17 protein-coding genes are annotated in these 23,277 nt (G+C 68.2%); 7 read left to right on the top strand and 10 right to left on the bottom strand.

Going from position 1 to position 23,277, the window contains the following annotated elements:
- Positions 1–178: 178 nt before the first annotated feature.
- From AC3WR5_RS08410 to AC3WR5_RS08385, 6 genes are all read left to right on the top strand, one after another.
- Positions 179–1,912, top strand: coding sequence for an ABC transporter substrate-binding protein (locus AC3WR5_RS08410; protein WP_492483443.1), 1,734 nt, complete (start codon positions 179–181; stop codon positions 1,910–1,912).
- Positions 1,913–1,953: 41 nt separating this feature from the next.
- Positions 1,954–3,831, top strand: a complete 1,878-nt coding sequence (locus tag AC3WR5_RS08405) for an ABC transporter substrate-binding protein (RefSeq protein ID WP_492483441.1) — start codon at positions 1,954–1,956, stop codon at positions 3,829–3,831.
- A gap of 5 nt (positions 3,832–3,836) precedes the next feature.
- Positions 3,837–5,696, top strand: a complete 1,860-nt coding sequence (locus tag AC3WR5_RS08400) for an ABC transporter substrate-binding protein (protein ID WP_231010361.1) — start codon at positions 3,837–3,839, stop codon at positions 5,694–5,696.
- Positions 5,697–5,703: 7 nt separating this feature from the next.
- A complete protein-coding gene (locus tag AC3WR5_RS08395) occupies positions 5,704–7,569 on the top strand; it encodes an ABC transporter substrate-binding protein (RefSeq protein WP_231010359.1) in 1,866 nt (621 codons plus the stop codon).
- Position 7,570: 1 nt separating this feature from the next.
- Positions 7,571–9,424: an ABC transporter substrate-binding protein gene (locus AC3WR5_RS08390; RefSeq protein WP_492483438.1), complete on the top strand. Its 1,854-nt coding sequence runs from the start codon at positions 7,571–7,573 to the stop codon at positions 9,422–9,424.
- Between the two features lie 62 nt (positions 9,425–9,486).
- The gene (locus AC3WR5_RS08385; protein WP_231010346.1) at positions 9,487–11,580 is read left to right on the top strand and encodes an acetoacetate--CoA ligase; all 2,094 of its coding nucleotides are present in this window, start codon (positions 9,487–9,489) and stop codon (positions 11,578–11,580) included.
- A gap of 1 nt (position 11,581) precedes the next feature.
- Here AC3WR5_RS08385 and trxC read toward each other — a convergent pair whose 3' ends face one another.
- The 3 genes from trxC to AC3WR5_RS08370 are packed head-to-tail and all read right to left on the bottom strand — an operon-like array spanning position 11,582 to position 13,202.
- Positions 11,582–12,016: a thioredoxin TrxC gene (gene trxC, locus AC3WR5_RS08380; RefSeq protein ID WP_492483436.1), complete on the bottom strand. Its 435-nt coding sequence runs from the start codon at positions 12,014–12,016 to the stop codon at positions 11,582–11,584.
- 53 nt (positions 12,017–12,069) lie between these two features.
- Positions 12,070–12,510, bottom strand: a complete 441-nt coding sequence (locus tag AC3WR5_RS08375) for a hypothetical protein (protein WP_492483434.1) — start codon at positions 12,508–12,510, stop codon at positions 12,070–12,072.
- Positions 12,511–12,539: 29 nt separating this feature from the next.
- Entirely contained in the window at positions 12,540–13,202 is a 663-nt protein-coding gene (locus tag AC3WR5_RS08370; RefSeq protein WP_492483432.1) for a hypothetical protein, read from the bottom strand.
- 34 nt (positions 13,203–13,236) lie between these two features.
- Here AC3WR5_RS08370 and AC3WR5_RS08365 point away from each other — a divergent pair, with 34 nt between their 5' ends.
- Positions 13,237–13,380 (top strand): hypothetical protein, encoded by a 144-nt coding sequence (locus tag AC3WR5_RS08365; protein ID WP_492483430.1) that lies wholly within the window; start codon positions 13,237–13,239, stop codon positions 13,378–13,380.
- Between the two features lie 129 nt (positions 13,381–13,509).
- On the opposite strand, the gene AC3WR5_RS08360 is transcribed toward AC3WR5_RS08365, so the two are convergent.
- The 7 genes from AC3WR5_RS08360 to AC3WR5_RS08330 all read right to left on the bottom strand — a co-directional run bounded on the left by AC3WR5_RS08360 (position 13,510) and on the right by AC3WR5_RS08330 (position 23,007).
- Entirely contained in the window at positions 13,510–15,510 is a 2,001-nt protein-coding gene (locus AC3WR5_RS08360; RefSeq protein WP_492483428.1) for a serine hydrolase, read from the bottom strand.
- Positions 15,511–15,654: 144 nt separating this feature from the next.
- Complete coding sequence (locus AC3WR5_RS08355; protein ID WP_492483426.1) at positions 15,655–18,504, bottom strand: protein kinase domain-containing protein; 2,850 nt, start codon at positions 18,502–18,504, stop codon at positions 15,655–15,657.
- 167 nt (positions 18,505–18,671) lie between these two features.
- A complete protein-coding gene (locus tag AC3WR5_RS08350; protein ID WP_141291469.1) occupies positions 18,672–19,199 on the bottom strand; it encodes an ECF-type sigma factor in 528 nt (175 codons plus the stop codon).
- 80 nt (positions 19,200–19,279) lie between these two features.
- A complete protein-coding gene (locus AC3WR5_RS08345) occupies positions 19,280–20,419 on the bottom strand; it encodes an ABC transporter permease (RefSeq protein WP_492483424.1) in 1,140 nt (379 codons plus the stop codon).
- Positions 20,416–21,387: an ABC transporter ATP-binding protein gene (locus AC3WR5_RS08340; protein WP_492483422.1), complete on the bottom strand. Its 972-nt coding sequence runs from the start codon at positions 21,385–21,387 to the stop codon at positions 20,416–20,418. Before AC3WR5_RS08340 ends, AC3WR5_RS08345 begins: the two co-directional genes overlap by 4 nt.
- Positions 21,384–22,376, bottom strand: a complete 993-nt coding sequence (locus tag AC3WR5_RS08335; protein ID WP_492483420.1) for an HlyD family secretion protein — start codon at positions 22,374–22,376, stop codon at positions 21,384–21,386. Before AC3WR5_RS08335 ends, AC3WR5_RS08340 begins: the two co-directional genes overlap by 4 nt.
- Positions 22,363–23,007, bottom strand: a complete 645-nt coding sequence (locus tag AC3WR5_RS08330; RefSeq protein WP_492483418.1) for a TetR/AcrR family transcriptional regulator — start codon at positions 23,005–23,007, stop codon at positions 22,363–22,365. The genes AC3WR5_RS08335 and AC3WR5_RS08330 overlap by 14 nt, the downstream gene beginning before the upstream one ends.
- Between the last annotated feature and the right edge of the window lie 270 nt (positions 23,008–23,277).

Genomic DNA, 23,277 nt, shown 5'->3' with positions numbered 1-23,277 from the left:
AGGCGCGGGAAGGCCTGGGTCGCGGATAGACTCTGCGGCTTTGCAACGGAAGCGGCAGCAGCACATGGGCCGGATTCGCAGTTTGGCGCGGGCCACAAGCCATGCGCTGAGAATCGCTTTGATCTTAGGGCTGGCAGGCGCCAGCCATTGGGCTACCTCTGCCACGCCGCCCGACGCGGTGGCGCAGAAGGTTTTCCGCTATGCGCTGGACGCGGCCGAGACCAGCCTGGACCCGGCCCGGGTTTCGGACACGTACTCGAACACGATCATTGCGCACATCTTCGAGTCGCCATTGACCTACGACTACCTGGCGCGCCCGGTGGTCCTGGTGCCGCGCACCGCCGTGGCCCTGCCCGAGCATTCGGCCGACTTCAAGACCTGGACGATTCGCATCCGGCCCGGGATCTACTTCGCCGACGACCCTGCCTTCAATGGCAAGCGCCGCGAGTTGACCGCTGCCGATTACGCGTACAGCTTCAAGCGCTACTACGACCCGCGCTGGAAGAGCCCCGTCTACGGCAACTATCGCGCAGACGACGTGCTGGGCCTGGAGGCGCTGCGCCAACGGGCCTTGGACACCCGGCAACCGTTTGACTACGACGCGCCCGTGGCCGGCCTGGAACTGAAGGACCGCTACACGCTGAGCGTGCACCTCGGCCGGTCCGATCCCCAGTTCATCCTGAACATGGCCAATCCCAACAACTTCGGGGCGGTGGCGCGCGAGGTGGTGGAGCGCTATGGCGAAGAGCTCGACGACCATCCTGTTGGCACCGGCCCCTTCAAGCTCGCCCAGTGGCGGCGTGCTTCGAAAATCGTGCTGGTGCGCAATCCCGGCTTCCGCGAGGACCTGTTCGACGCGCAGCCCGCCGCCGACGATCCCGCCGGCCAGGCCTGGCTGGCCAAGTACAAGGGGCGCCGCCTGCCGCTGGTTGACCAGATCGAGATCTCCATCATCGAGGCGGCGCAGCCCATCTGGTTGTCCTTCCTGGGCAGGGAGTTCGACCTGGTGCGCGTGCCGCTGGAGTTCGCGCCCATTGCCGTGCCCGGCGGCAAACTGGCCCCCAACCTGGCCAAGCAGGGCATGACGCTGGAGCGCACGTTGCAGGCCGACCATGTCTACACCTACTTCAACATGGAAGATCCGGTGGTCGGCGGCTACACGCCAGACAAGATCGCGCTGCGGCGTGCGATTGCGCTGGCCTACGACAACCGCACCGAAATCACCCGCGTGCGGCGCGGGCTGGGCATTCCCGCCACCAGCCTGGTCGTTCCGTACACCCTGGGCTACGACGCTGCGCTGGACTTCGGCTTCAGCGAACACGACCCCTCCAAGGCCAAGGCCTTGCTGGACCTCTACGGCTATGTGGACAAGGACGGTGACGGCTGGCGGGACCTGCCGGATGGCCAGCCGCTGACCCTGCACTACTACACCACCGGCAGCGAGACCTACCGGCAGTTCAACGAGCTGTGGGCCAAGGCGATGAAGGCGGTCGGCCTGCGCATGGTGTTCGAGATCGGTCAGTGGCCCGAGCAGTTCAAGCAGGCGCAGGCCGGGAAGATTCAAATCTGGGGCCTGGGCAATACCGCCACCTCGCCGGACGGATCCAGCTTCCTGCACGAGGCCTATGGCCCCGAGATCGGCGCGGAAAATCTGGCGCGCTTCAACCTGCCGGCGTATGACGCCCTGGTGAAGCGCATTGACGAATCCCCCGAGAGCCCGGAGCGCCATGCGCTGCTGAAGCAGGCGCAGTCCTTGCTCGCGGTCTACCTGCCGATCAAGCCTCATGTGCATCGCATCCGCATCTACTTGTCCCAGCCCTGGCTGACCGGTTACCGCACGCATCCATTCGCGCTGGACTTCGGCCGCTATGTGGATGTTGACGCTGCCAAGCAGGCGGCGGCGATTCGCTGAGCGCCACACGCCCCACAAGGGCGGTTCACCCGAGAGTTGTCGTGACCAAGAAGACTGTTGTTTCCGCTCGGCCGAAGTTGCCGGCCCGCCGTCGCGGCCTGCAAGCCGCCGGCGCCGCAGCCGGCCTCTGGGCCACCGGCCTGGGCTGGGCTGCCGATCCTGCCGCTTCTGCCACTGTGAGCACCACGCCGGCTGGGCAGAAGGTCATGCGCTATGCGTTCAAGACCTCCGAGACCGGCATGGACCCGGTGCGGCTGTCGGACCTCTATTCGCGCTATCTCACGGCCCACATCTTCGAGAGCCTGTACACCTACGACCACCTGGCTCGGCCCGCGCTGATCAAGCCCCTGACCGCTGAAGGCATGCCCGAGACCTCGGCCGACTTCAAGGTCTTCACGATCAAGGTCAGGCCCGGCATCTTCTTCGCCGACGATCCAGTCTTCCAGGGCAAGCCGCGTGAATTGGTGGCGCAGGACTATGTCTACACCTTCAAGCGTTTTGCCGACCCGGCCAACAAGTCGCAAAGCTGGAGCGACCTGGAGGAGCTGAAGTTTGTCGGCTTGAACGAGCAGCGGGATGAGACCATCGCCTCGCGCAAGCCGTTTGACTACGACCGCGTGGTGCCCGGCATCCGTGCGCTCGACCGCTACACGCTGCGCCTCGAACTGCGCGACACGCGGCCGCGGCTGATCGAATCGCTGGCCGACTGCAGCTTGCGTGGCGCAGTGGCGCGCGAGGTGGTCGAGCACTATGGCGACCAGGTCAGTGCCCACCCGGTCGGCACCGGGCCATTCGTGCTGGCTGCCTGGCGGCGCAGTTCGCTGATCACGCTGGCGCGCAACCCTGCCTACCGCGAACACTATTACGACGCCCAGCCGGCTGCCGACGATGCCGAAGGCCAGGCCTTGCTGGCGCGCTTCAAGGGCCGCCGGCTGCCGATGCTGGACCGGGTCGAGGTTTCCATCATTGAAGAACCTCAGCCGCGCTGGCTGTCCTTCCTGAACAAGGAGCATGACTTCCTGGACGTCGTGCCCGAGGAGTACATCAACCAGGCCATGCCCGGTGGCAAGGTCGTGCCTGGCCTCGCCCACCACGGCGTGAAGGGCTACCAGTCCCTGGCGCCAGACCAGTTCCTCACGCTCTACAACATGGAGGACCCGGTGGTCGGCGGCTACACGCCGGAAAAGATCGCGCTGCGCCGGGCGATGAACCTGGCGATGGACGTGCGCCGAGAGATCGACATCGTGCGGCGTGGCCAGGGCATTCCGGGCCAATCGCCCATCGTGCCGCACACGTCGGGATACGACCCGAAGTTCCGCTCCGAGATGGGTGACTACGACCCGGCCAAGGCCAAGGCGCTGCTGGACCTCTATGGCTACGTGGACCGCGACGGCGACGGCTGGCGCGAGCAACCCGACGGCAGCCCGCTGCGCATCTGGCATGCCACCCAGAGCGATCAGCAATACGTGGCCTTGTCGGAGCGCTGGCAGCGCGACATGACCGCGATTGGCATCAAGGTCGAACTGCGTGTGGCGCAGTGGCCGGAGAACCTGCGCACGGCGGAGGCCGGCAAGCTGATGATGTGGTTCCTGGGCCTGAGCGCCGCGCAGTACGACGGCCAGGGCGCGCTCACGCTCTACTACGGCCCGCAGGCCGGTGCCGGCAACCTCGCCCGCTTCAAGAACGACCAGTTCGACGAGGTCTACCGCAAGATGCTGGTGCTGCCGGACGGCCCGGAGCGCGAGGCCTTGTTTCTGCAGGCCAAGCGCATCGCCGTGGCCTACGCCCCCTACAAGATCCACCTGCACCGCTATGTGACCGACCTGGCCCGCCCGTGGATCGTCGGCTACCGCCGGCCGCTGTTCTGGCTGGACTGGTGGCAGTACATCGACGTGGACGAAAGCCAGCGCAAGGCTTGAACGAGATGAGCAAAGACGTCTTTCCCGAATTGATTGACCGCAGGCGGCGCCAGGGCCTGGGTGTGGCGATGGCCGTCGTGGCCGGCGGCCTGTTCGCGCCGTTGGCAGGCCTGGCCACGCCCAGTGTGGCCGAGTCCGGTGGCCAGAAGGTGCTCCGCTATGCGTTGCGCGCAGCCGAAACCGGCTTCGATCCGGCTCCGTTGTCGGACCTGTACTCACGCATCATCACCAGCCACCTCTTCGAAGGTCTCTACACCTACGACCACCTGGCGCGTCCGCCGGTGATCAAGCCCCTGACGGCCGATGGCATGCCCGAGGCCTCGGCCGACTTCAAGGTCTTCACGATCAAGCTCAAGCCCGGCATCTTCTTTGCGGACGATCCGGCCTTCAAGGGTGGGAAGCGCGAACTGGTGGCCGAAGACTTCATCTACGCCTTCAAGCGTTTTGCCGACCCGGCCAACAAGGCGCCCAGCTGGAGCGACCTGGAAGAGCTGAACATCGTCGGGCTCAACGAGGCGCGCGATGAAGCCATCGCTTCGCACAAGCCCTTCGACTACGACAAGGTGTTGCCGGGCTTCCGTGCGCTGGACCGGCACACGCTGCGCATCGAGCTGAAGGAAAGCCGCCCCCGGTTGATCGAATCGCTGGCTGACAGCAGCCTGCGCGGCGCGGTGGCGCGCGAGGTCGTCGAGTTCTACGGCGACCAGATCGCCGCGCACCCGGTCGGCACCGGCCCGTTCATCCTCGCCAACTGGCGCCGCAGCTCGCTGATCACCCTGGCGCGCAACCCGGCCTACCGCGAGCGCTTTTACGACGCACAGCCCGCGGCGGATGACGCCGAAGGCCAAGCCCTGCTGGCCCGCTTCAAGGGCAGGCGGCTGCCGATGATCGACCGCGTGGAAGTGGCCATCATCGAGGAGCCGCAGCCGCGCTGGCTGTCCTTCCTGAACCAGGAGTACGACTTCATCGAGCGTGTGCCCGAGGAGTACATCAGCCAGGCCATGCCTGCAGGCAAGGTGGCGGCCAACCTGGCCAAGCATGGTGTACAGGGCTACCGCTCACAGGCGCCGGACATCGTCATCTCCGTCTACAACATGGAGGACCCGGTGGTGGGGGGCTACACCCCGGAGAGGATCGCGCTGCGCCGGGCCATGAACCTGGCAATGGACATCCGGGCCGAGATCGACATCGTGCGTCGCGGCCAGGGCTACACGGCGCAGTCGCCGTTCATTCCGAACACCTCCGGATACGACCCGAAGTTCAAGTCCGAGATGGGTGATTACGACCCGGCCCGGTCCAAGGCGCTGCTGGACCTTTACGGCTACCTGGACCGCGACGGCGATGGCTGGCGCGAGCAGCCCGATGGCAGCCCGCTGCGCGTGTGGCGTGCCAGCCAGACCGACCAGCTCTCGCGTGCGCTGGACGAACGCTGGCAGCGCGACATGAAGGCCATTGGCATCAGGGCCGAGATCCGCCCGGCGCAGTGGCCCGAGAACCTGCGCGCGGTGCAGGCTGGCAGCCTGATGATGTGGTGGCTGGGCATCAGCGCAGCGCAGTACGACGGACAAAGCACGCTGGGCCTGTACTACGGCCCGCAGGCCGGCAGCGGCAACTACGCCCGCTTCAAGAACGAGCAGTTCGACGCGCTTTACCGCAAGGCGCTGGTGCTGCCCGACGGACCCGAGCGGGAAGCGCTGTTTGTGCAGGCCAAGCGCATCGCCGTGGCCTACGCCCCCTACAAGATCCACCTGCACCGCTACATCACCGACATGGCCCGCCCGTGGATCGTCGGCTACCGCCGTCCGGTCTTCTGGAACGACTGGTGGCAGTACGTGGATGTGGACGACAGCCAGCGCAAGACCTGAGATTCCGATGAGCACCGATTCCGATACCTCTTTGTTGCCAATCGACCCTAGCCGCCGGCAAGTGCTGGGCTTTTCCGCGGCCGCAGCTGCCGGCTTGGCGATACCCGCGCTGGGCATGGCCGCGCCGGCGCCGGCAGCCACCGCTGGCGGCAAGAAAGTGCTTCGCTACGCGTTCCAGATCGCCGAGACCGGTTTCGATCCGCCCAAGCTGTCGGACATCTATTCGCGCATCGTCACGCAGCACATCTTCGAAGGGCTCTTCACCTACGACCACCTGGCGCGCCCGGCGAAGATCAAGCCGCTGACTGCTGCCGCGATGCCTGAGATCTCGGCCGACTTCCGCGTCTACACGGTCAAGATCAAGCCGGGCATCTTCTTCGCCAGCGACGAGGCTTTTGGTGGCAAGCCGCGCGAGCTGGTGGCACAGGACTATGTCTATGCGCTGAAGCGTTTTGCCGACCCGGCCAACAAGGCGCCACCCTGGGGTGACCTGGAAGAGGCGGACTTCATTGGCCTGAACGCGCTGCGCGAAGAGTCGCTGGCCAAGCGCACGCCGTTCGACTACGACCGTGAAGTGCCGGGCTTGCGGGCGCTGGATCGTTACACGATCCGTTTCGAGGTGGTCGCCGCGCGGCCGCGTCTGCTGGAGCTTCTGGCGGGCGGCGACCTGTATGGCGCCGTGGCCCGTGAGGTGGTCGAGCACTATGGCGAGCAGATCCCCGCGCATCCGGTGGGCACCGGCCCGTTCAAGCTGGTGCAGTGGCGCCGCAGCTCGCTGATTGTGCTGGAGCGCAACCCGGAGTATCGGGAGATGCTTTACGCGGCGGAGCCGGCTGCGGACGATGCCGAAGGCCAGGCCTTGCTGGCCAGGTTCAAGGGCCGCCGGCTGCCGATGATCGACCGCGTCGAGGTCTCCATCATCGAAGAGAACCAGCCGCGTTGGCTGTCCTTCCTGAACCAGCAGAACGACTTCGTCGAACGGGTGCCCGAGGAGTTCATCACCACTGCGATGCCCGGCGGGCAGGTGGCACCCAACCTGAAGCGCCACGGCGTCCAGGGCTATCGTGTGCTGACGTCCGACATCGTGCTGACGCTCTACAACATGGAGCATCCGGTCATCGGCGGCTACACGCCCGAGAGAGTGGCGCTGCGGCGCGCGATCAACCTGGGCGTGGACATCCAGCGCGAGATCGACCAGGTTCGCCGCGGCCAGGGCATCAAGGCCCAGGCGATGGAAGTGCCCAACACGACCGGCTACGACCCGCACTTCAAGTCCGAGATGAGCGACTACGATCCGGCGCGCGCTCGCGCGCTGCTGGACATGTTCGGCTACGTGGACAAGGACGGCGATGGCTGGCGCGAGCAGCCCGATGGCAGCCCGCTGGTGCTGATCAAGCACACGCAACCGGATCAGAAGTCGCGCCAACTGGATGAGCTTTGGCAGCGCAACATGAATGCGCTGGGCCTGAAGATCGAATTCAGTGCCAACAAATGGCCCGAGAATCTGCGGGCAGCGCAAGCCGGCAGCGTGATGATCTGGGGCGTCGCTTCATCGGCCGCCCAGCCCGATGGGCAGGGCGCGCTCGGCCGACTGTATGGGCCGTTGAAGGGCAGTGCCAACCTGGCGCGCTTCGAGAACAAAGCCCTCGACGAGATCTACCTGAAGATGCAAGGCATCCCGGACGGCCCCGAGCGCAATGCCCTGTTCCGCGAAGCCAAGCGCATTGCCATTGCCTACGCGCCCTACAAGTGCCACCTGCACCGCTACGTGACCGACATGGCCCACCCGTGGATCATCGGCTACCGCCGGCCGGACTTCTGGCAGGACTGGTGGCAGTACGTGGACGTGGACGACAGCAAGCGAAAAGCCTGAGATGAGCAGCATTGACCTTGATGCGCCCGTGAACCCGGGCCGCCGCACGGCCCTTGGCATGGCCGCTGCCGCTGCGGGTGGTTTGCTGGCGCCGGGCTTGGCCAGCGCAGCACCTTCAGCGGGCGACGTCAGCCCCAAGGTCCTGCGCTACGCCTTCCGTGTCGCCGAAACCGGCTTTGATCCGGCCAAGCTGTCGGACCTCTATTCGCGCATCATCACCGCGCACCTGTTCGAGGGCCTGTACGGATACGACTACCTGGCCGAGCCGGCCAAGATCAAGCCGCTGACGGCGGCAGCCTTGCCCGAGGTGTCGGCTGACTTTCGCGTCTTCACCGTCAAGCTCAAGCCCGGCATCTTCTTCACCGACGATGAGGCATTTGGTGGCAAACAGCGCGAGCTGGTGGCGCAAGACTACGTCTACAGCATCAAGCGCTTCGCCGATCCTGCCAACAAGAGCCCGGCTTGGGGTGAGCTGGAAGAACTTCGCCTTGTCGGCCTCGCCGAGGTGCGCGAAGAAGCGCTGAGCAAGCGCACGCCATTCGACTACGAGCGAGAAGTGGCTGGCCTGCGGGCATTGGATCGTTACACCATTCGCTTTGAAGTGCGTGAGCCGCAACCGCGCTTGGTCGAGTTCTTGGCGCAAGGCGACCTGTACGGGGCTTTGGCGCGCGAAGTCGTGGAACGCTACGGCGACCAGATCCCGGCCCATCCGGTGGGCACCGGCCCGTTCAAGCTGGTGCAGTGGCGGCGCAGCTCGCTGGTGGCGCTGGAGCGCAACCCGCAGTACCGCGAAGTGCTGTACGACGCCGAGCCGGCGGCCGACGACGCCGAAGGCCAGGCGATGCTGGCCAAGTACAAGGGGCGCCGCCTGCCGCTGGTGGACCGTGTGGAGGTGTCCATCATTGAGGAGAACCAGCCGCGCTGGCTGTCCTTCCTGAACCAGCAGCACGACTTCATCGAGCGTGTGCCCGAGGAGTTCATCAACATCGCGATGCCGGGTGGCAAGCTGGCGGCCAACCTGAAGCACCAAGGCATCCAGGGCTATCGCACGCTGTACTGGGACGTGGTGGTCACGCTGTACAACATGGAGCATCCGGTCATTGGCGGCTACACGCCAGACAAGGTGGCGCTGCGGCGCGCGATCAACCTGGGCACCAACATCCAGCGCGAGATCAGCCTCGGTCGCCGTGGCCAGGCCATTCCAGCGCAGGCGATGGAAGTGCCGCACACGACCGGCTACGACCCGAAGTTCAAGACCGAGATGAGCGACTTCGACCCGGGCCGGGCGCGGGCGCTGCTGGATCTCTACGGCTACCTGGACAAGGACGGCGACGGCTGGCGTGAAATGCCCGACGGCAGCCCGCTGGTGCTGGTCAAGAACACCCAGCCTGACCAATTCACCCGCGGGCTGGAAGAGATCTGGCAACGCGACATGCAGGCCATCGGCCTGAAGGTGGACCTGCGTATCGCCAAGTGGCCCGAGAACCTGCGCACCGCGCAGGCCGGCAAGGCCATGATCTGGGACGTGGCCTCGTCATCGTCCCAGCCCGACGGGCAGGGTGCGCTGGGCCGGCTCTACGGGCCCATGAGCGGTGGCGCGAACCTGGCGCGCTTCAAGAACAAGCAGTTCGATGCGATCTACGACAAGATGAAGGCCTTGCCCGATGGCCCGGAGCGCCTGGCCCTGTTCCAGGAAGCCAAGCGCATTGCCGTGGCCTATGCACCCTACAAGAACCACGTGCACCGCTACGTGACGGACATGGCGCACCCGTGGGTGCAGGGCTACCGCCGACCGGTCTTCCACAACGACTTCTGGCATTACGTGGACGTGGACAACAGCCTGAAGAAGGCCTGAAGTTTTTGGGCCCCGGGGCAGCCCGGATGGCGCGGTGCAGCAAAGCTGCCTAGTCTGCCGGCATGACACGTGATGCCGCTGCCCTGCCGGAACCTCAGCTGATCCGTTTCGAGCGCTGGCTGGAGGCGCGCAGCGGGCGGCGTTTCGCCAGCTACGACGCGCTGTGGCAGTGGTCGGTCGACGAGCTGGAAAGCTTCTGGCAGGCGGTGTGGGAATACTTCGACCTGCAGTCGCCCACGCCGCATCGCACGGTGCTGGCCGAGCGGCGCATGCCGGGCGCGCAGTGGTTTCCCGGCGCCCAGGTCAGCTATGCGCAGCAGGTGCTGCGGCATGCGGACGCGGCGCATGCCGCCGGCCATCCGGCCATCGTGTGGACCGACGAGCCTGGCCTGGCGCGTGGCGAGCTTCGTCAGCTGGACTGGCCGTCGCTGCGGCGCCAGGTCGGCCTGCTGGCCGCGCGGCTGCAGGCGCTGGGCGTGCAGCGCGGCGATCGGGTGGCGGCGCTGCTGCCGAACCGGCCCGAGACCATCGTGGCCTTCCTGGCCTGCGCCAGCCTGGGGGCCGTGTGGTCGGTCTGCTCGCCGGACATGGGGCCGGTGGCGGTGCTGGACCGCTGGCGGCAGATCGCGCCGGTGGCGCTGATCGCCTGCGACGGCTACCGCCACGGCGGCCAGGCGCATGACCGGCGCGCGCTGGTGGCGCAACTGCAGCAAACCTTGCCCAGCCTGAAGCTGCAGGTGGCCGTGGACGTGCTGGACCTGCCATGGGACGACGCAGGGGGCGGCTGTCCGCGTCTGGACTTTTCGGCGTTGGTGGCCGACGCGCTGCTGCCCGGTGAGGCGCAAGTCCCCGCACCGCTGGCCCCGGCCTGGCTGCCCTTCGATCATCCGCTGTGGATCGTCTATTCCAGCGGCACGACAGGACTGCCCAAGCCCATCGTGCACGGCCACGGCGGCGTGGTGCTGGAGGCGCTGAAGATGGGCGGGCTGCACAACGACCTGGCGCCAAGCGCCGTTGGCGGTGACCGCTTCCACTGGTACAGCAGCACCGGCTGGATCATGTGGAACAGCCAGGTTGCCGGCCTGCTCAGCGGCACCACGGTCTGCCTGTTCGACGGCTCACCGGCAGCGCCCGCCAATGGCCATTCGGGCGCGCCGGATTGGTCCACGCTGTGGCGCTTTGCCGGCCTGGCCGGCTGCACCTTCTTCGGCGCCGGCGCGGCGTTCTACGCTGCTTGCCTGAAGGCTGGGGTGGCGCCGCAGCAGGTGGCCGACCTGCACCGCCTGCGCGCCGTCGGCTCGACCGGCTCGCCACTGGCACCCGAGTGCTACGAATGGATCTGGCAGCAGCTGCCGCGGCCCGGTGGCCGGCCGATCTGGATCTCCTGCATCTCCGGCGGCACCGACTTCGCCGGCGCCTTCCTGGCCGGCACGCCCGCCCTGCCGGTGGTCGCCGGCGAAATGCAGTGCCGCTGCCTGGGTGCTGCGGTGCAGGCCTTCAGCGAGCCCGATGACGAGGGCCGTGGCCGGCCGCTGATCGATGAGGTGGGCGAGCTGGTGTGCACCGCGCCGATGCCTTCGATGCCGCTGTACTTCTGGGGTGACCAGCCGCCAGGGCCGCAAGGTCAACGCCTGCACGACAGCTATTTCGACACCTATCCCGGCGTCTGGCGGCATGGCGACTGGCTGCGCATCGTGCCGCATCCGGACGCTGGTGCGGCTGGCGCCATCATCTACGGCCGCAGCGACGCCACCATCAACCGCCACGGCATCCGCATGGGCACGGCCGAGCTGTACCGCGCGGTCGAAGCCGAGCCCGAGGTGCTGGACAGCCTGGTGGTGGACCTGGAGTACCTGGGCCGGCCGTCGTTCATGCCACTGTTCGTGGTGCTGCGCGAGGGGCTGGCGTTGGACGAGGCGCTGGTCGCGCGGCTGAAGGCCGGCATCCGCCAGGCGCTGTCGCCGCGCCACGTGCCCGACGTGGTGCTGCAGGTGCCGGCGGTGCCGCGGACGCTGTCGGGCAAGAAGATGGAGCTGCCGGTGAAGAAGCTGCTGCTGGGCGAGGCGGCGGAGAAGGTGCTGAACCCGGACGCGATGGCGAACGCCGGCGCGGTGGGCTGGTTCGTCAGTTACGCGCAGCAGCGCCTGGCGGGCTGATTCAGCTGGCCGCGAACTGGGCGATGGCGGCAGCCGGCCGTGCGCCCGCCTGGCGGTCCGCCTCCTGGCCGCCCTTGAGCTTGAGCAGCGTGGGAATGCTGCGGATGCCGAAGCGGGACGAGACCCGCGGGTTTTCGTCGCTGTTGACCTTGGCGAACACCACCTTGCCCTTGAGCTGCGCGGCGGCCTGCTCGAACTGCGGCGCCATCATGCGGCAGGGGCCGCACCATTCGGCCCAGAAGTCCACCACCACTGGCAGCCCGCTGGCGCGCACGAAGGCGTCGAAATTGGCGTCGGTGAGGGTGATGGGGTGGCCGTCGGCCAGCGCAGTGCCGCAGCGGCCGCAGACCGGGTCTTCGGCCAGGCGTGCGCTGGGCACGCGGTTGGTGGCGCCGCAGTGCGGGCAGGCGAGCAGGGTGCGAGCTTCGGTGTCCATGGCCTGATCGTGAGGCCGGGCCGGCGGATTTCAAGCCGGCAAGGCCTTGTGCCTCAGGACTGCGGCGGGCGCACTGCCGTGGTCGGCGCCGCCGCGGTGGCTGGCGGGTCTTCGAACTGGGTGCTCTGGAAGGCGCTGGGCGACATTGGCTGGCCTTGCTCGACCGCGTCGATCAGGTGCAGCAGCTTGGTCTGCGCCCGCTTGAGTTCTTCGTCGGCCTGGGCCATGGCTGCGCCGTGGATGGTTTTCAGCTGTTCGAGCTGCTGGCTGTGGCGGGCGGTGGCATCGGCCAGCCGGCCGCGCAGCTCGGTCTGCAGCTCACGCATGCGCTCCACATCGCGCTTCAGGCCGGCTTCGTTGCGCAGGGCGGTGGCCAGCTGGGAAGCGGCTTTCGGGTGACGGCCGGGGCCAATGCGCCAGCCCAGCACCAGGCCCAGAACCAGGCCGGCCAGCAGCCAGGCGGCGTGGACCAGGGCAAGCGAGTTCAGCGACATGCGGGGAACAGCGGCGGCGGCACGTCGGCTCAGTGCGAAGAGGAGCGGGGCCGCGTGGGCGGCCCGGGCGGGGCCGCTGGCAGCGGCCGCATGTCGCCGCCCATGGTCATCGTGACCGGGCGGGTCAAGGCTTCGGAGGCGGCGGCTTCGGCGCTGGTCTGAGAGGCGCGCTTCAGTCGCTCGATCTCGCCTTCCAGCGTGTGCACCTGGGCGGCATGCTCGCGCTGCATCGCATCGACCTGCTCGACCATGGCCGACATCAGGTGCGAGAGTTCGGATGAATGGGCCTGGCGCAATTCTTCGAGCTGCCGCTCATGGCGCATCTGGTCGGACTGCTGGGTCTGGCTGCGCTCCAGGATGTCGCGCGCGTGCTGGTCGGTTGCGGCGCGCAGCTTGGCGTTCAGGTCCAGGTTGGTCTCGCGCAGCTTTTCCAGCAGGCGCTGGGACGGGCCGGCTTCGCCGGCGGCTGGCTGGGTCGCGGCGGCCGCTGCCAGGCCGGTGGCGCCAGGCGGGCGGCTGGGCCGGGGTGGCAGCGGCACGGTGCTGGACGGCCCGGCGGCCTGCGCACGCGGCGCGCCGGCGGCGCTGCCCTTGCTGCTTCTGCGCTTGTGCAGCGCACCCAGCACCAGGCCCAGTCCCAGGCCGCATATCGCGCCCAACACTTGCCAGTACCAGGCGGGAACATCTGCCATCAAGCCCACACGCGCTACCCCATCGGTTGTTGACATGGCTGACGCGCGCACCCCGGCGGTGGGCGGTCGTGCCTGGTGGCTGATTCCATCACATTTTCCCGGCACCACCGTGCAGCCACCGGCCACGGTGTCGCGCTTTTGCTGCCAATTTGCTGAATCCGGCGTCAGCGCCGCATGAATTTGGCTGCTGCGCCGCGAGATGGAGGCTGGCCCCAGCCCTGCCGGGCGCCGCCGGCATCAGCGCCTCCCATGAAAAAAGCCGGCCCTTTGGCACGGGCCGGCTCTGTTGGCAGCGGAAAGCCTCGGCTTACCAGGTCTTCAGCGCCGCGCGGATCTCGTCGCGGTACAGCTCGTTGGACGCGTCGTTGTAGGCGTTGACGTAGGTGGTTTCCTCGGCGCAGTTCCAGCAGGAGACCGGCACGTCGGAGATCAGGCGGGCAAAGCTGTAGACCTTGGGCGCGATCACGCCGCCGCTCTTGAAGGGCAGGCTGATCAGGCCGGTGCCCGAGCGGATCGTGACCTTCTGTCCGCAGGCGCCGTTGCTGTCAGGCAGGCAGGTGCCGTAGCTGCCGCCCTTGCCCCAACGCTTGATGTTGGCGCCGAAGCTGGCTGCGATCGACGACTTGCCCAGCGCTGCCGCCTCTTCGTTGATCACGGCCTGCAAGGTGGCATCGACCCCGCTGGACGGGTTGGCCGATTCCAGAAACTCGGTGCGGGCGTTGAAGTTGTTGCTCAGCAGGGTGCTGTTCCAGACACCTTCGTAGATGCGCGCCAGGTTGCTCGCCGTGGTGTCGTTGCGCATGTTGGTCGGGTCGTACTTGCCGGTGCTGAGGTTCTTGTAGCCGCAGCCGATGTTGTGGCGCAGCGTGGTGCCCGTCAGGCCGACGGCGGCGGCCGTGTTGTTGAAGGGCGTGAAGCCGCCGTAACGGATCACCGTGCCACGCGTGGTGCGGTTGTCCGAAATGGCCATCATCTGGTCCAGGCCGGTCTCGAAGTTGTAGTTGGTGCGCAGGTTGGCGGCGGTTTCCAGCGCCGGGTTCGGGCAGGCGTCCTTGCCCTTGACCGGGTCGTACTCGTAGTAGCTGAAGGCCGAGGCCAGCGTGTCCGCACCGGCGGCGACCTGGCGCATCGAATGCAGCAGGTGAACCGACTTGAACGAGCTGGCGGTCTCGGCACGGCGGCTGCCGTTGAGGTCCACCTTCACGCTGCCGCTGACTTCCTTCAGATAGGCCTCGAAGATGCCCTTGGTCGGGTTGCCGTTGGCGTCCAGGAAGGTGGGGGCGAACTCGCTGCGCATGCGGCGGGTGCTGGTGTTGGCGTTGTCGATGAAGGCGGCGTCGTAGCGGCGGGTCCCGTTGGCGTCCTTGTAGGTCGTGATGTCGACCGGGCGCGAGGCGAGTTGCAGCGCGTAGTTGTTCAGGTCGGCCATCGAGGCGAAGCCGTACTGGTACCACCAGGCCGAGGCGTCGCTGCCGGTGTTCTTCACCTGGATCATGTTGTAGGTGCCGTCGCTGTGGCGATCCAGCTTGACGATGCGGCCCTGGAAGGCCGAGACCTTGCTGGCGATGGTGGCCGGGCTCACGCCGTAGAACCACTGCCAGGATTTGGCATCCGCGCCGGTGTTGGCCACGAACACTGCGCTGTACTTCTTCACACCGCCTTCGACGTAGCTGTCCAGGTCGATCAGGCGGTGGCCGCTGTTGGTGATCTGGGTGCTGATCTGCGAAGTGCTCACGCCCATCAGGTAGCTCCAGGCACGCGCCGCGCTGCCGGTGTTGGAGACCATCACTGCCGCGTAGCGGATCGTGCCACCGCCGGCGTCATAAGGCTGCAGGTCGATCAGGCGGGCGGTGTTGGCATTCACCTTGGCCGTCACGTCGGCCGCCGTCAGGCCGTAGTACCACCACCAGCCGGGCACCGCGTAGGCGCCGCTGTTGGCCACCATGCGCACGCTGAAGGTCGGCGTGCCGTTGCTCACGCCGTAGACCTTGACCTCGGTCAGGCGGGCGTTGTTCTGGCTCAGGTAGGTGCCGATCGAGGCGGCGCTGACATTGGTGTAGGTCCACCAGCCGGTGGGTACGTTGACCGAGTGGTCATCGGTCATCGAGGTGGTGTCGAGGATCTGCGGGGTCGGGTCAAGCTGGGCAGAAAGCGCCTCGTCCTGCGCCGACATCGTCTCGGCTTGAGTCGCCATGTCCTGTGCGTGGGCGCCAGAAGCGGCGGCCAAGGCGGTCATCGTGGCAATGGTGGCGAGGGCGGCCAGCGCGGATTGGGTCAGCTGCTGGCGGGTGGTCATGCGGGTCTTCATGTTGATCTCCGAGGGTGTGAATCGATGAATCAGCACCGGGTGTTTGTTGAGGTGCTTACCTATCAATTCGCGCCCCGGAGGCAAAACCGGACATGCGCTGTCTCCCTCCGATGGGGGGATTTCCGAAAGTATTTCAGAGCCGCTTCAGAACACGTAGCTCGGCCGCTCCGGCAATGTGCCGCCTGAGCGCTCGGTGTAGCGTGCACTGGCCTGGCTGCGCATCGTTTCGGCGGCAGCCGTCTGGCCGCCGGCCTGCAACAAGGTGGAACGGATCCAGGGCAGCAGTTCGCGGTCCGGGTGGGCGGCCGGCAGTTCGGCGTTGAACAGGCGTTCGGCCTCGGCCAGGCTTTGCGCAGCTTCATCCGGCCTTTGCAGCGCCACCAGGGCCAGCGTCTGGACCATCAGGCATTTGGCGCGGCCGAGGCGGCCGGCTGAGTTGTCGCTGCGGCCGAACAGCGCAGCGCCGGCCTCAGCACTGGCCAGCGCCTCGCGCGGCTGGCCAGCGGTGTTCAGCGCGCCGGCCTGCAGCAGCAAGGTGGTGGCATGGCGGGTGTCCAGGCCACCTGCGGCGCGTTCGTCGTCTGCCAGCGCGGCAAACTCGGCCAGCGCCTGCGAGGTCTGGCCGGCGGCCAGCAGCGCACCTGCGAAGCGGCGCCGCACGCCACGCTGCTCTGAGCCGGACAAGGTGCCCGGCCCGGCGCTGACCAACTGCCAGGCCTCGCGCGCGGCGGCCAGCGCACCGGCCATATCGTTGGTGCGGTACAGCGGCAGCACCAGGAACGAGAGGTTCAGCGCCGTTTCGCTGTCACCAGGCCCGTAGAAAGTGCGGGAGCGGGCGACGTTGCTGCGCAGCACTTCGGCAGCGCGGGCGTACTGGCCGCTGTCCATGTAGAGCATGCCCAGCGTGCGGCTGGCCTGGATGGTGCCGGCATTGCGCGGCCCGGCCAGCCGCTCCAGCTCGGCAATCGCCTGGCGCAGCAGCTCGCCGCTGGCCTCGAACTCGCGCAGCTGCCACAGCGCGTAGCCCACATCGGCCCGCAGCTCGGTGGCCTCCAGGCCTTGCTCGGGCCAGTCGCGCGCCAGCGCCGGGGCCAGCCGCTGCAGGGCTTCACGGCTCTTGGCCAGCTGGCCGGTGGCGGCCAGCTGGGTGGCCACCTGCACTTCGGCCTTGATCACCGTCCAGTGCTGCGCGCCATGCCGCGCGAGCAGCTGCTGCAAGGTGTCTTGCGCCAGCGTCAGTGCCTCGCCGGTGCGCAGCAGGGCCTGCAGGTTGTCAGCCTTCATCATCGCCAGTGTCAGCCTCGCGTCGGCCCTTGCTTCGCCGTGTTGCGCGAGCACGGCGTCGGCCTGTGCCAGCGTGGCCAAAGCCTGTTCGTGATGGTCCAGCATCGTGTGGATGCGGCCCAGGGCCATCAAGGCGTCCCCGTGGGCCATGCTGCCGGCGCCGTGCTGTTGCAGTGCCCAGGCCACTTGCTGTTCGGCCAGCGGCAGCGCGCGCACGCCGTCGCCCAGCTTGCCGTAAAGCGTCATCAGCACGCCGCCGAGCTGGGCGGCCAGATCGGGCTCGGCGGCCAGGCGCGTCAGCTCGCGCTCGCCGCGCGCCAGCAGGTCGTGCGCCGACAGCTCGCGGCCTTGCGCATGCGCCGGATCGGCCTCGTTGAACAGGCCGATCAGGAAGTCCTGCACGGCCAGCGTGCGCTGGGCCTGGCGGCGCGCGGCCTCGGCCTGGTGCAGCGCCACGCCCAGGCCCACGGCCAGGCTCAGCGTGGCCACCGCGCCGGCGGCCACCGGCAGCGCATGGCGGCGCATGAACTTGCGTGTGCGGTAGGTCCAGTGGCTGGGATGGGCCAGCACCGGCTCGTGGCGCAGCCAGCGCCGCAGGTCCTGCTCGAAGGCTTCGGCCGACACGTAACGCTCGGCCGGCGCCTTGCGCAAGGCCTTTAGCGCGATGGTGTCCAGGTCGCCGCGCAGCTCGCGCCGCAGCAGCGGCTGCTCGGCGCCCACCAACTGGCTGGGCCGGCTCGGTTCGGTGTGCAGGATGGCGTCTTCCAGCGCGCCGCGGCTGGCGCGCGCCAGCCGGTAAGGCCGCTGGCCGCTGAGCAGCTCGCACAGCACCACGCCCAGCGAATACACGTCCGACGCAGTGCCCAGCGGCTCGCCGGCGATCTGCTCGGGCGAGGCGTAGTTCGGCGTCATTGGCGCGTTGGCCCATTCGGTCGCAGGGCCGTGGCCGGGCTCGGCTTCGTCGGCCAGCAACGTGGCAATGCCGAAGTCCAGCAGCCGCACCTGGCCCTCGCGGTTGACGAAGATGTTCGAAGGCTTCAGGTCGCGGTGCACCACCAGCTGCGAGTGCGCGTGCTGCACCGCCTGCAGCACCTGCAGGAACAGCTCGATGCGCGCGCGCAGCGGCAGCGCCTGCTGTTCGCTCCAGGCGGTCAGCGGCTGGCCGTCCACGTATTCCATCGCCAGGTAGGGCTGGCCGTCGGGGGCGATGCCGGCGTCGTACAGGCGCGCAATGTGCGGGTGCTCCAGCGCGGCGAGGATGTCGCGTTCGCGCTCGAAGCGGCGCGCCAGGCGCTGCGGGTCGCTGCCGGCCGGGCGCGCGGGCAGCTTCAGCGCCACTTCGCGCTGCAGCCCGCCGTCCACCCGCTCGGCCAGCCAGACCTCGCCCATGCCGCCTTCGCCAATGCGGCGCAGCAGGCCATAGGGGCCGACGCGGCTGTTGCGCTCGTTGGCCGGCTGGCCCAGCGCCTGGCGAGCCGCGGTGGCGGCCATGGCCGGCAGCCGGTCCAGCAGCGAGATCGGCCCCGGCGCCACCGCTGCGCGCGACAGCGGCGCGGCGTCGTCCGCCAGCAGTTCGGCCAGCAGCGCGCGCAGGTCGGCGTCTTCAGGGGGCAGGTTTTCCAGCCATGCCGCCCGGCCGGCTTCGCCCAGCGGCAGGGCCTCGTCCAGCAGGCGGGAGAGCCGTGTCAGTTCGGCAGCGGGTAAGGGCATGGGGGCCAGAGCCTGAGGGCTTTTCGGACGTGTCCGAGCAGCGCGTCAAAAGGCGACTGATCTAGGCGCAAAGCACAGCCATAGCTCGGGCTACGGCGAGCATTTGCAACGACGAGCAGGTGTTTTTTGGCGTGATGAGCGGGCATGTCCGAAGGGCTCTCAGGCTCTTAGGCCAGCGCCGCCTTGAGCATCAGCCTGGCCTTCTGCCAGTCGCGGCGCACGGTGCGGTCTGTGATGCCCAGCGCGTCGGCAATCGTCGCCTCGTCCAGCCCGCCGAAGCAGCGCATGTCGACGATGCGGGCCAGGCGCTCGTCCACCTGGGCCAGCTCTTCCAGCGCTTCGTGGATGCGCAGCACCTCGCTGTCGTCCACCGCCAGCGAGTCGCCGATCTCGGTGTTCAGCGTGACCTGGAACTGCCCGCCGCCGCGCCGCTCGGCATGCCGCTGGCGCACGAAGTCGATCACGACGAAACGCATGCTGCGCGAGGCATAGGCCAGGAACTGCCCTGGCGGCAGCTGCGCCAGCGCCGCGTCTTCCTGCTGCTGCATGCGCAGGTAGGACTCGTGCACCAGCGCGGTGGTGTCCAGCAGCGTGATGTCCTCGCTGCGGCGCAGCCGGGCCCGAGCGAGGCGGCGCAGGTCCTGGTAGAGCTGTTGGAACAGGGCGTCTGCGGGCGGCGGCTCGGCGGCAATCATCAAAGGCTCTCCGAGGGCGAAGGGAGGGGGCGGGGCGAGTATGCCAGCGGGGCGGGGCGTGGGAATTGGTGTTTTTTGCCTCAATCCAGGGTCTGCCGGTACCTCGCCAAGGCAACGGTGCCTGCGACGACGAGGAAACCGAGCAGTGGCCACAGCTCCGGCAGCACCTGGCCCACGGTGTTGCCCTTGAGCAGGATGCCGCGCACGATGCGCAGGAAGTGCGTCAGCGGCAGCAGCTCGCCCAGGTGCTGGGCCCAGACCGGCATGCCGCGGAACGGGAACATGAAGCCCGACAGCAGCATCGACGGCAGGAAGAAAAAGAAGGTCGCCTGCAGCGCCTGCATCTGGTTCTTGGCCAGCGTGGAAAACGTGAAGCCCACGGCAAGGTTGGCCAGCATGAAGACGCCGATCATCGCCATCAGCAGCGTGAAGCTGCCTTCCATCGGCACCTCGAAGAGGAACGCGCCCGCAGCCAGGATCACGCCGAGCTGGATGTAGCCCACCAGGATGTAGGGCAGGATCTTGCCGGCCATCACCTCGAACGGGCGCACGGGCGTGGCCAGCAGGTTTTCCATCGTGCCGCGCTCGCGTTCGCGCGTCATCGCCAGCCCGGTCAGCATCACCATCGTCATCGTCAGGATGGTGCCGATCAGGCCGGGCACGATGTTGTAGCGCGACAGGCCTTCGGGGTTGTAGCGGCGGTGGATGCGCGTCTCGAACGGTGCGGGCCCGGGTTGCAAGTGGGCCAGCGGGCCGCTGAGCTCGCGCTGCAGCGCGGTGCTGCCCAGCTGCGACAGCGCGGCCAGCGCATTGCCGGCGGCCGAAGGGTCGGTCGCATCCACGCTGACCAGCAGCGCAGGCTGCTCGCCGCGCACCAGGCGGCGGCTGAAGTCCGGCGGGATGACGATCAGGAACTGCACCTCGCCGTCGGCCACCAGTGCGTCGCCGGCGGCCTCGCTGGCAGGCTGGGCGACGACCTTGAAATAGCCGGTGTTCTGCAGCGTGGCCAGCAGGCTGCGCGACATCGGGCCGCTGTCGTGGCTCACCACCGCAGTGGGCAGGCCCTTGGGGTCGGTGTTGATCGCGTAGCCGAACAGCACCAGCTGCAGGATGGGCACGCCGACCGCCATTGCGAAGGTCGGCCGGTCGCGCATCATCTGCTGGAATTCCTTCAGGAAGATGGCCCACATCCTGGCGACGCTGAACCTCTTGCTCTTCATGCCTTGTCCCTCGCGGCGCCGCTGCCGAAGTTGTCCGGGCTCTGCGAGATCAGGCTGATGAACACGTCTTCGAGCGACGCCTCGGCCGGCGCCCAGCGCAGGCCCGGCTGGTGCTCGAACGGCGCAATGGCACGCTTCAGCGCCGCTTGGTCCTGGCTGGCCACGTGCAGCGCGCTGCCGAACGAGGCCACGCTCTGCACGCCGGGTGCCGCCTTCAAGGGCGCGACCAGCGGCGCCAGCGCGGCCGGGTCGTCGCGGTCCGACTGCACGGACCAGACGGTCAGCTTCGCACCTTCGATGATCTCGCGCTCGCTGCCGCGCGCCAGCAGCTTGCCGTAGGCGATGTAGACCAGCTCGTGGCAGCGCTGGGCCTCGTCCATGTAGTGGGTCGAGACCAGCACCGTGATGCCTTCGGCGGCCAGGCGGTGGATCTCGTCCCAGAAGTCGCGCCGCGCCTTCGGGTCCACCCCGGCGGTGGGCTCGTCCAGCAGCAGCAAACGCGGCGCGTGCAGCAGGCAGGCGGCCAGCGCCAGGCGCTGCTTCCAGCCGCCCGAAAGCGTGCCGGCCAGCTGGCGCTGGCGGCTGGCCAGGCCCAGGCGCTCAAGGCCCTCGTCCACTCTGCGCTTGCGGTCCGGCAGCTCGAACAGCCGGCCGATGAAGTCCAGGTTCTCGCGGATCGACAGGTCCTCGTACAGCCCGAAGCGCTGCGTCATGTAGCCGACCTGGCGTTTGATCGCCAGCGCCTCGCGGCGAATGTCCAGCCCCAGGCACTGGCCCTCGCCAGCGTCCGGCGTCAGCAGCCCGCAGAGCATGCGGATGGTGGTGGTTTTGCCGCTGCCGTTGGGCCCGAGGAAGCCGCAGATGCGGCCGGGCCGCAACTGCAGGTCGATCTGGTCGACGACGGTGTGTTGGCCGTAGCGCTTGGTCAGTCCGCGCACGTTGATTGCAAGACCTTCCGTGTCGCTCATGGCGCACTGGCCGCACTCGCGGCGTTGTTCAGCCGCACATCCAATGGCTGCCCCGGTTGCAGCCGCAGCGCATCGGCCGCGGCCGGCACCGCCTCGACCAGGAACACCAGCTTGGCGCGCTGGGCGTTCGAGTAGATGACCGGTGGCGTGTACTCGGCCTGCGGCGACAGGTAGCTGATGCGCGCGGCAATCGGTGCGCCGCAGCCGTCGCAGCCCAGGCTCACCGCCTGGCCCACGCGCAGCCCGCCCAGTTCGGCCTCGGGCACGTAGAAGCGGGCCTTGCGGCGCTCGGGTGGCAGCAGCGACAGCACCGGCTGGCCAGCGGGCACGTATTCGCCTTCGCGGAAGAAGGTGTCGGCAACCAGGCCGGCGGCCGGGGCGCTCTGCCTGGCCTGCTGCGCGCGCCAGGCGGCCTGCGCCAGCGCCTGCTTCGCGGCCTCGGTGTTGGCCTGCGCGGCCTTCAGTTCCTCGGGCCGGGCGGCAGGCAGCTCACCGCTGCGCAGCGCGGCCTGCAGCTCGGCCACATGATCGTGCGCCTGGCGGGCGGCGGTCACTGCGTCGTCCAGCCGCGAGCGCGAGATGAAGTTCTGCGCCACCAGCTGCCGCTGGCGCTGCAGCTCGGTGTCGGCCCGCTGGGCAGCAGCCTGGGCTTGGGCCAGCTGCGCCTGTGTCACGGCCAGCTGCGGCGTGCGCTGGCCGCTGCGGCCGTTGTCGGCCTCGGCCTGGGCTGCGGCCACGCGGGCTTCGGCCTCGTCGTTGGCTGCCCGTGCGCTCACGTCGTCCAGCGAGAACAGCGCCGCGCCAGCCGCCACCGTCTGCCCGCGCTGCACCGCGAGCTTGGTCAGCGTGCCTGCCACCGGCGCAGCCACCAGCACGTAGTCGCCTTCCACGTAGCCGGACCAGCCGGCCGGCGGCGGCTTCTGGCAGCCCGTCAACAACAACGCCAGTGCCGCTGTTGCGCCCAGGAATTTCGGATCAAGCCTTGTCATCGGGCGAGCCCTCCTCGGTTGCGCACAGTGCTGCCAGCGCCAGGTCCACGCGCTGCGCCAGCGCCGCGTCGCTCACCACCTGCGCTGCCAACTGCTCGCCCAGCACACCCGGCACCACGCCAATGTGCAAGGCGCCGGATGCCACCAGCAACGGCGCATTGACCGAGCCCATCAGGAACGCAAACGCCTGCATCGGCAACACCCCGGGCTTCAGCGCGACCTCGCCCAGCAGGCGCATCACCAGCCCCAGGTGTCGCGGTGCATTGGCCTGCAGAAAGCTGTGCACCACCGGCTCGCTCTGGGCCGCATCCATCAGCAGCCGGGCAATCAGCGCCCGGTGCTCGCGCAGGAACCCCGCCAGCGCCAGCAGGGCCGTGCGCAGCCGGTGCCTCGCTGTCCCCTCAGCCGCACTGCCCGCGCTCATCTGCGCAAACAACTGCTCGTAGCACCGCTGCAGCACAGCCCCCAGGAACGCCTGCTTGCTGCCGAAGTGGTAGTGCACCATCGCCGGCTGCGTGCCCGCATGTTCTGCCACCTTTCGCAGCGACAAGCCCGCGCACCCCACCTGCGGATACAGCGCCAGCCCGCTCTGCAGCAAAGCTTGGTCAACGGCTTGGGACGGGCGTGGCATGGGGCATTATTGGCCGAGTGTTCAGTAATTCAAAGTCCGGATGGCTGGGCGGGGGATGCGGCACCCGACGGCTCCGTCGTTCTGCATCTGCAGGGCGCCTGCAGCACCAAGGGTTGATCGCCGAGTGACCGTTGCCGTGGGGCATGGCAGGTTGCCGCGCTGCTAAACTCCTTCCATTGGCGCCGATTTGTTCCGGATTGCGGGCGCCGGGAAGCCGAGGGGCCGTCCCGAAGAAATGCCGCTAAAGAGGGACGCCCTGACCCAACAGTC

This window comes from Ideonella sp. FW305-24, from assembly GCF_058788035.1.
Note: the sequence above shows the minus strand (reverse complement) of the source record. Positions and strands in the feature narration are given on the sequence as shown.

Excerpts from the sequence above, each read along its gene's own strand:
- AC3WR5_RS08390 (WP_492483438.1), top strand. The coding sequence starts at position 7,571 with ATGAGCAGCATTGACCTTGATGCGCCCGTGAACCCGGGCCGCCGCACG.
- AC3WR5_RS08350 (WP_141291469.1), bottom strand. The coding sequence starts at position 19,199 with ATGATTGCCGCCGAGCCGCCGCCCGCAGACGCCCTGTTCCAACAGCTC.
- AC3WR5_RS08330 (WP_492483418.1), bottom strand. The coding sequence starts at position 23,007 with ATGCCACGCCCGTCCCAAGCCGTTGACCAAGCTTTGCTGCAGAGCGGG.
- AC3WR5_RS08395 (WP_231010359.1), top strand. The coding sequence starts at position 5,704 with ATGAGCACCGATTCCGATACCTCTTTGTTGCCAATCGACCCTAGCCGC.
- trxC (WP_492483436.1), bottom strand. The coding sequence starts at position 12,016 with ATGGACACCGAAGCTCGCACCCTGCTCGCCTGCCCGCACTGCGGCGCC.
- AC3WR5_RS08340 (WP_492483422.1), bottom strand. The coding sequence starts at position 21,387 with ATGAGCGACACGGAAGGTCTTGCAATCAACGTGCGCGGACTGACCAAG.
- AC3WR5_RS08365 (WP_492483430.1), top strand. The coding sequence starts at position 13,237 with ATGGCTGACGCGCGCACCCCGGCGGTGGGCGGTCGTGCCTGGTGGCTG.
- AC3WR5_RS08370 (WP_492483432.1), bottom strand. The coding sequence starts at position 13,202 with ATGGCAGATGTTCCCGCCTGGTACTGGCAAGTGTTGGGCGCGATATGC.
- AC3WR5_RS08335 (WP_492483420.1), bottom strand. The coding sequence starts at position 22,376 with ATGACAAGGCTTGATCCGAAATTCCTGGGCGCAACAGCGGCACTGGCG.
- AC3WR5_RS08355 (WP_492483426.1), bottom strand. The coding sequence starts at position 18,504 with ATGCCCTTACCCGCTGCCGAACTGACACGGCTCTCCCGCCTGCTGGAC.
- AC3WR5_RS08360 (WP_492483428.1), bottom strand. The coding sequence starts at position 15,510 with ATGAAGACCCGCATGACCACCCGCCAGCAGCTGACCCAATCCGCGCTG.
- AC3WR5_RS08375 (WP_492483434.1), bottom strand. The coding sequence starts at position 12,510 with ATGTCGCTGAACTCGCTTGCCCTGGTCCACGCCGCCTGGCTGCTGGCC.
- AC3WR5_RS08400 (WP_231010361.1), top strand. The coding sequence starts at position 3,837 with ATGAGCAAAGACGTCTTTCCCGAATTGATTGACCGCAGGCGGCGCCAG.
- AC3WR5_RS08345 (WP_492483424.1), bottom strand. The coding sequence starts at position 20,419 with ATGAAGAGCAAGAGGTTCAGCGTCGCCAGGATGTGGGCCATCTTCCTG.
- AC3WR5_RS08385 (WP_231010346.1), top strand. The coding sequence starts at position 9,487 with ATGACACGTGATGCCGCTGCCCTGCCGGAACCTCAGCTGATCCGTTTC.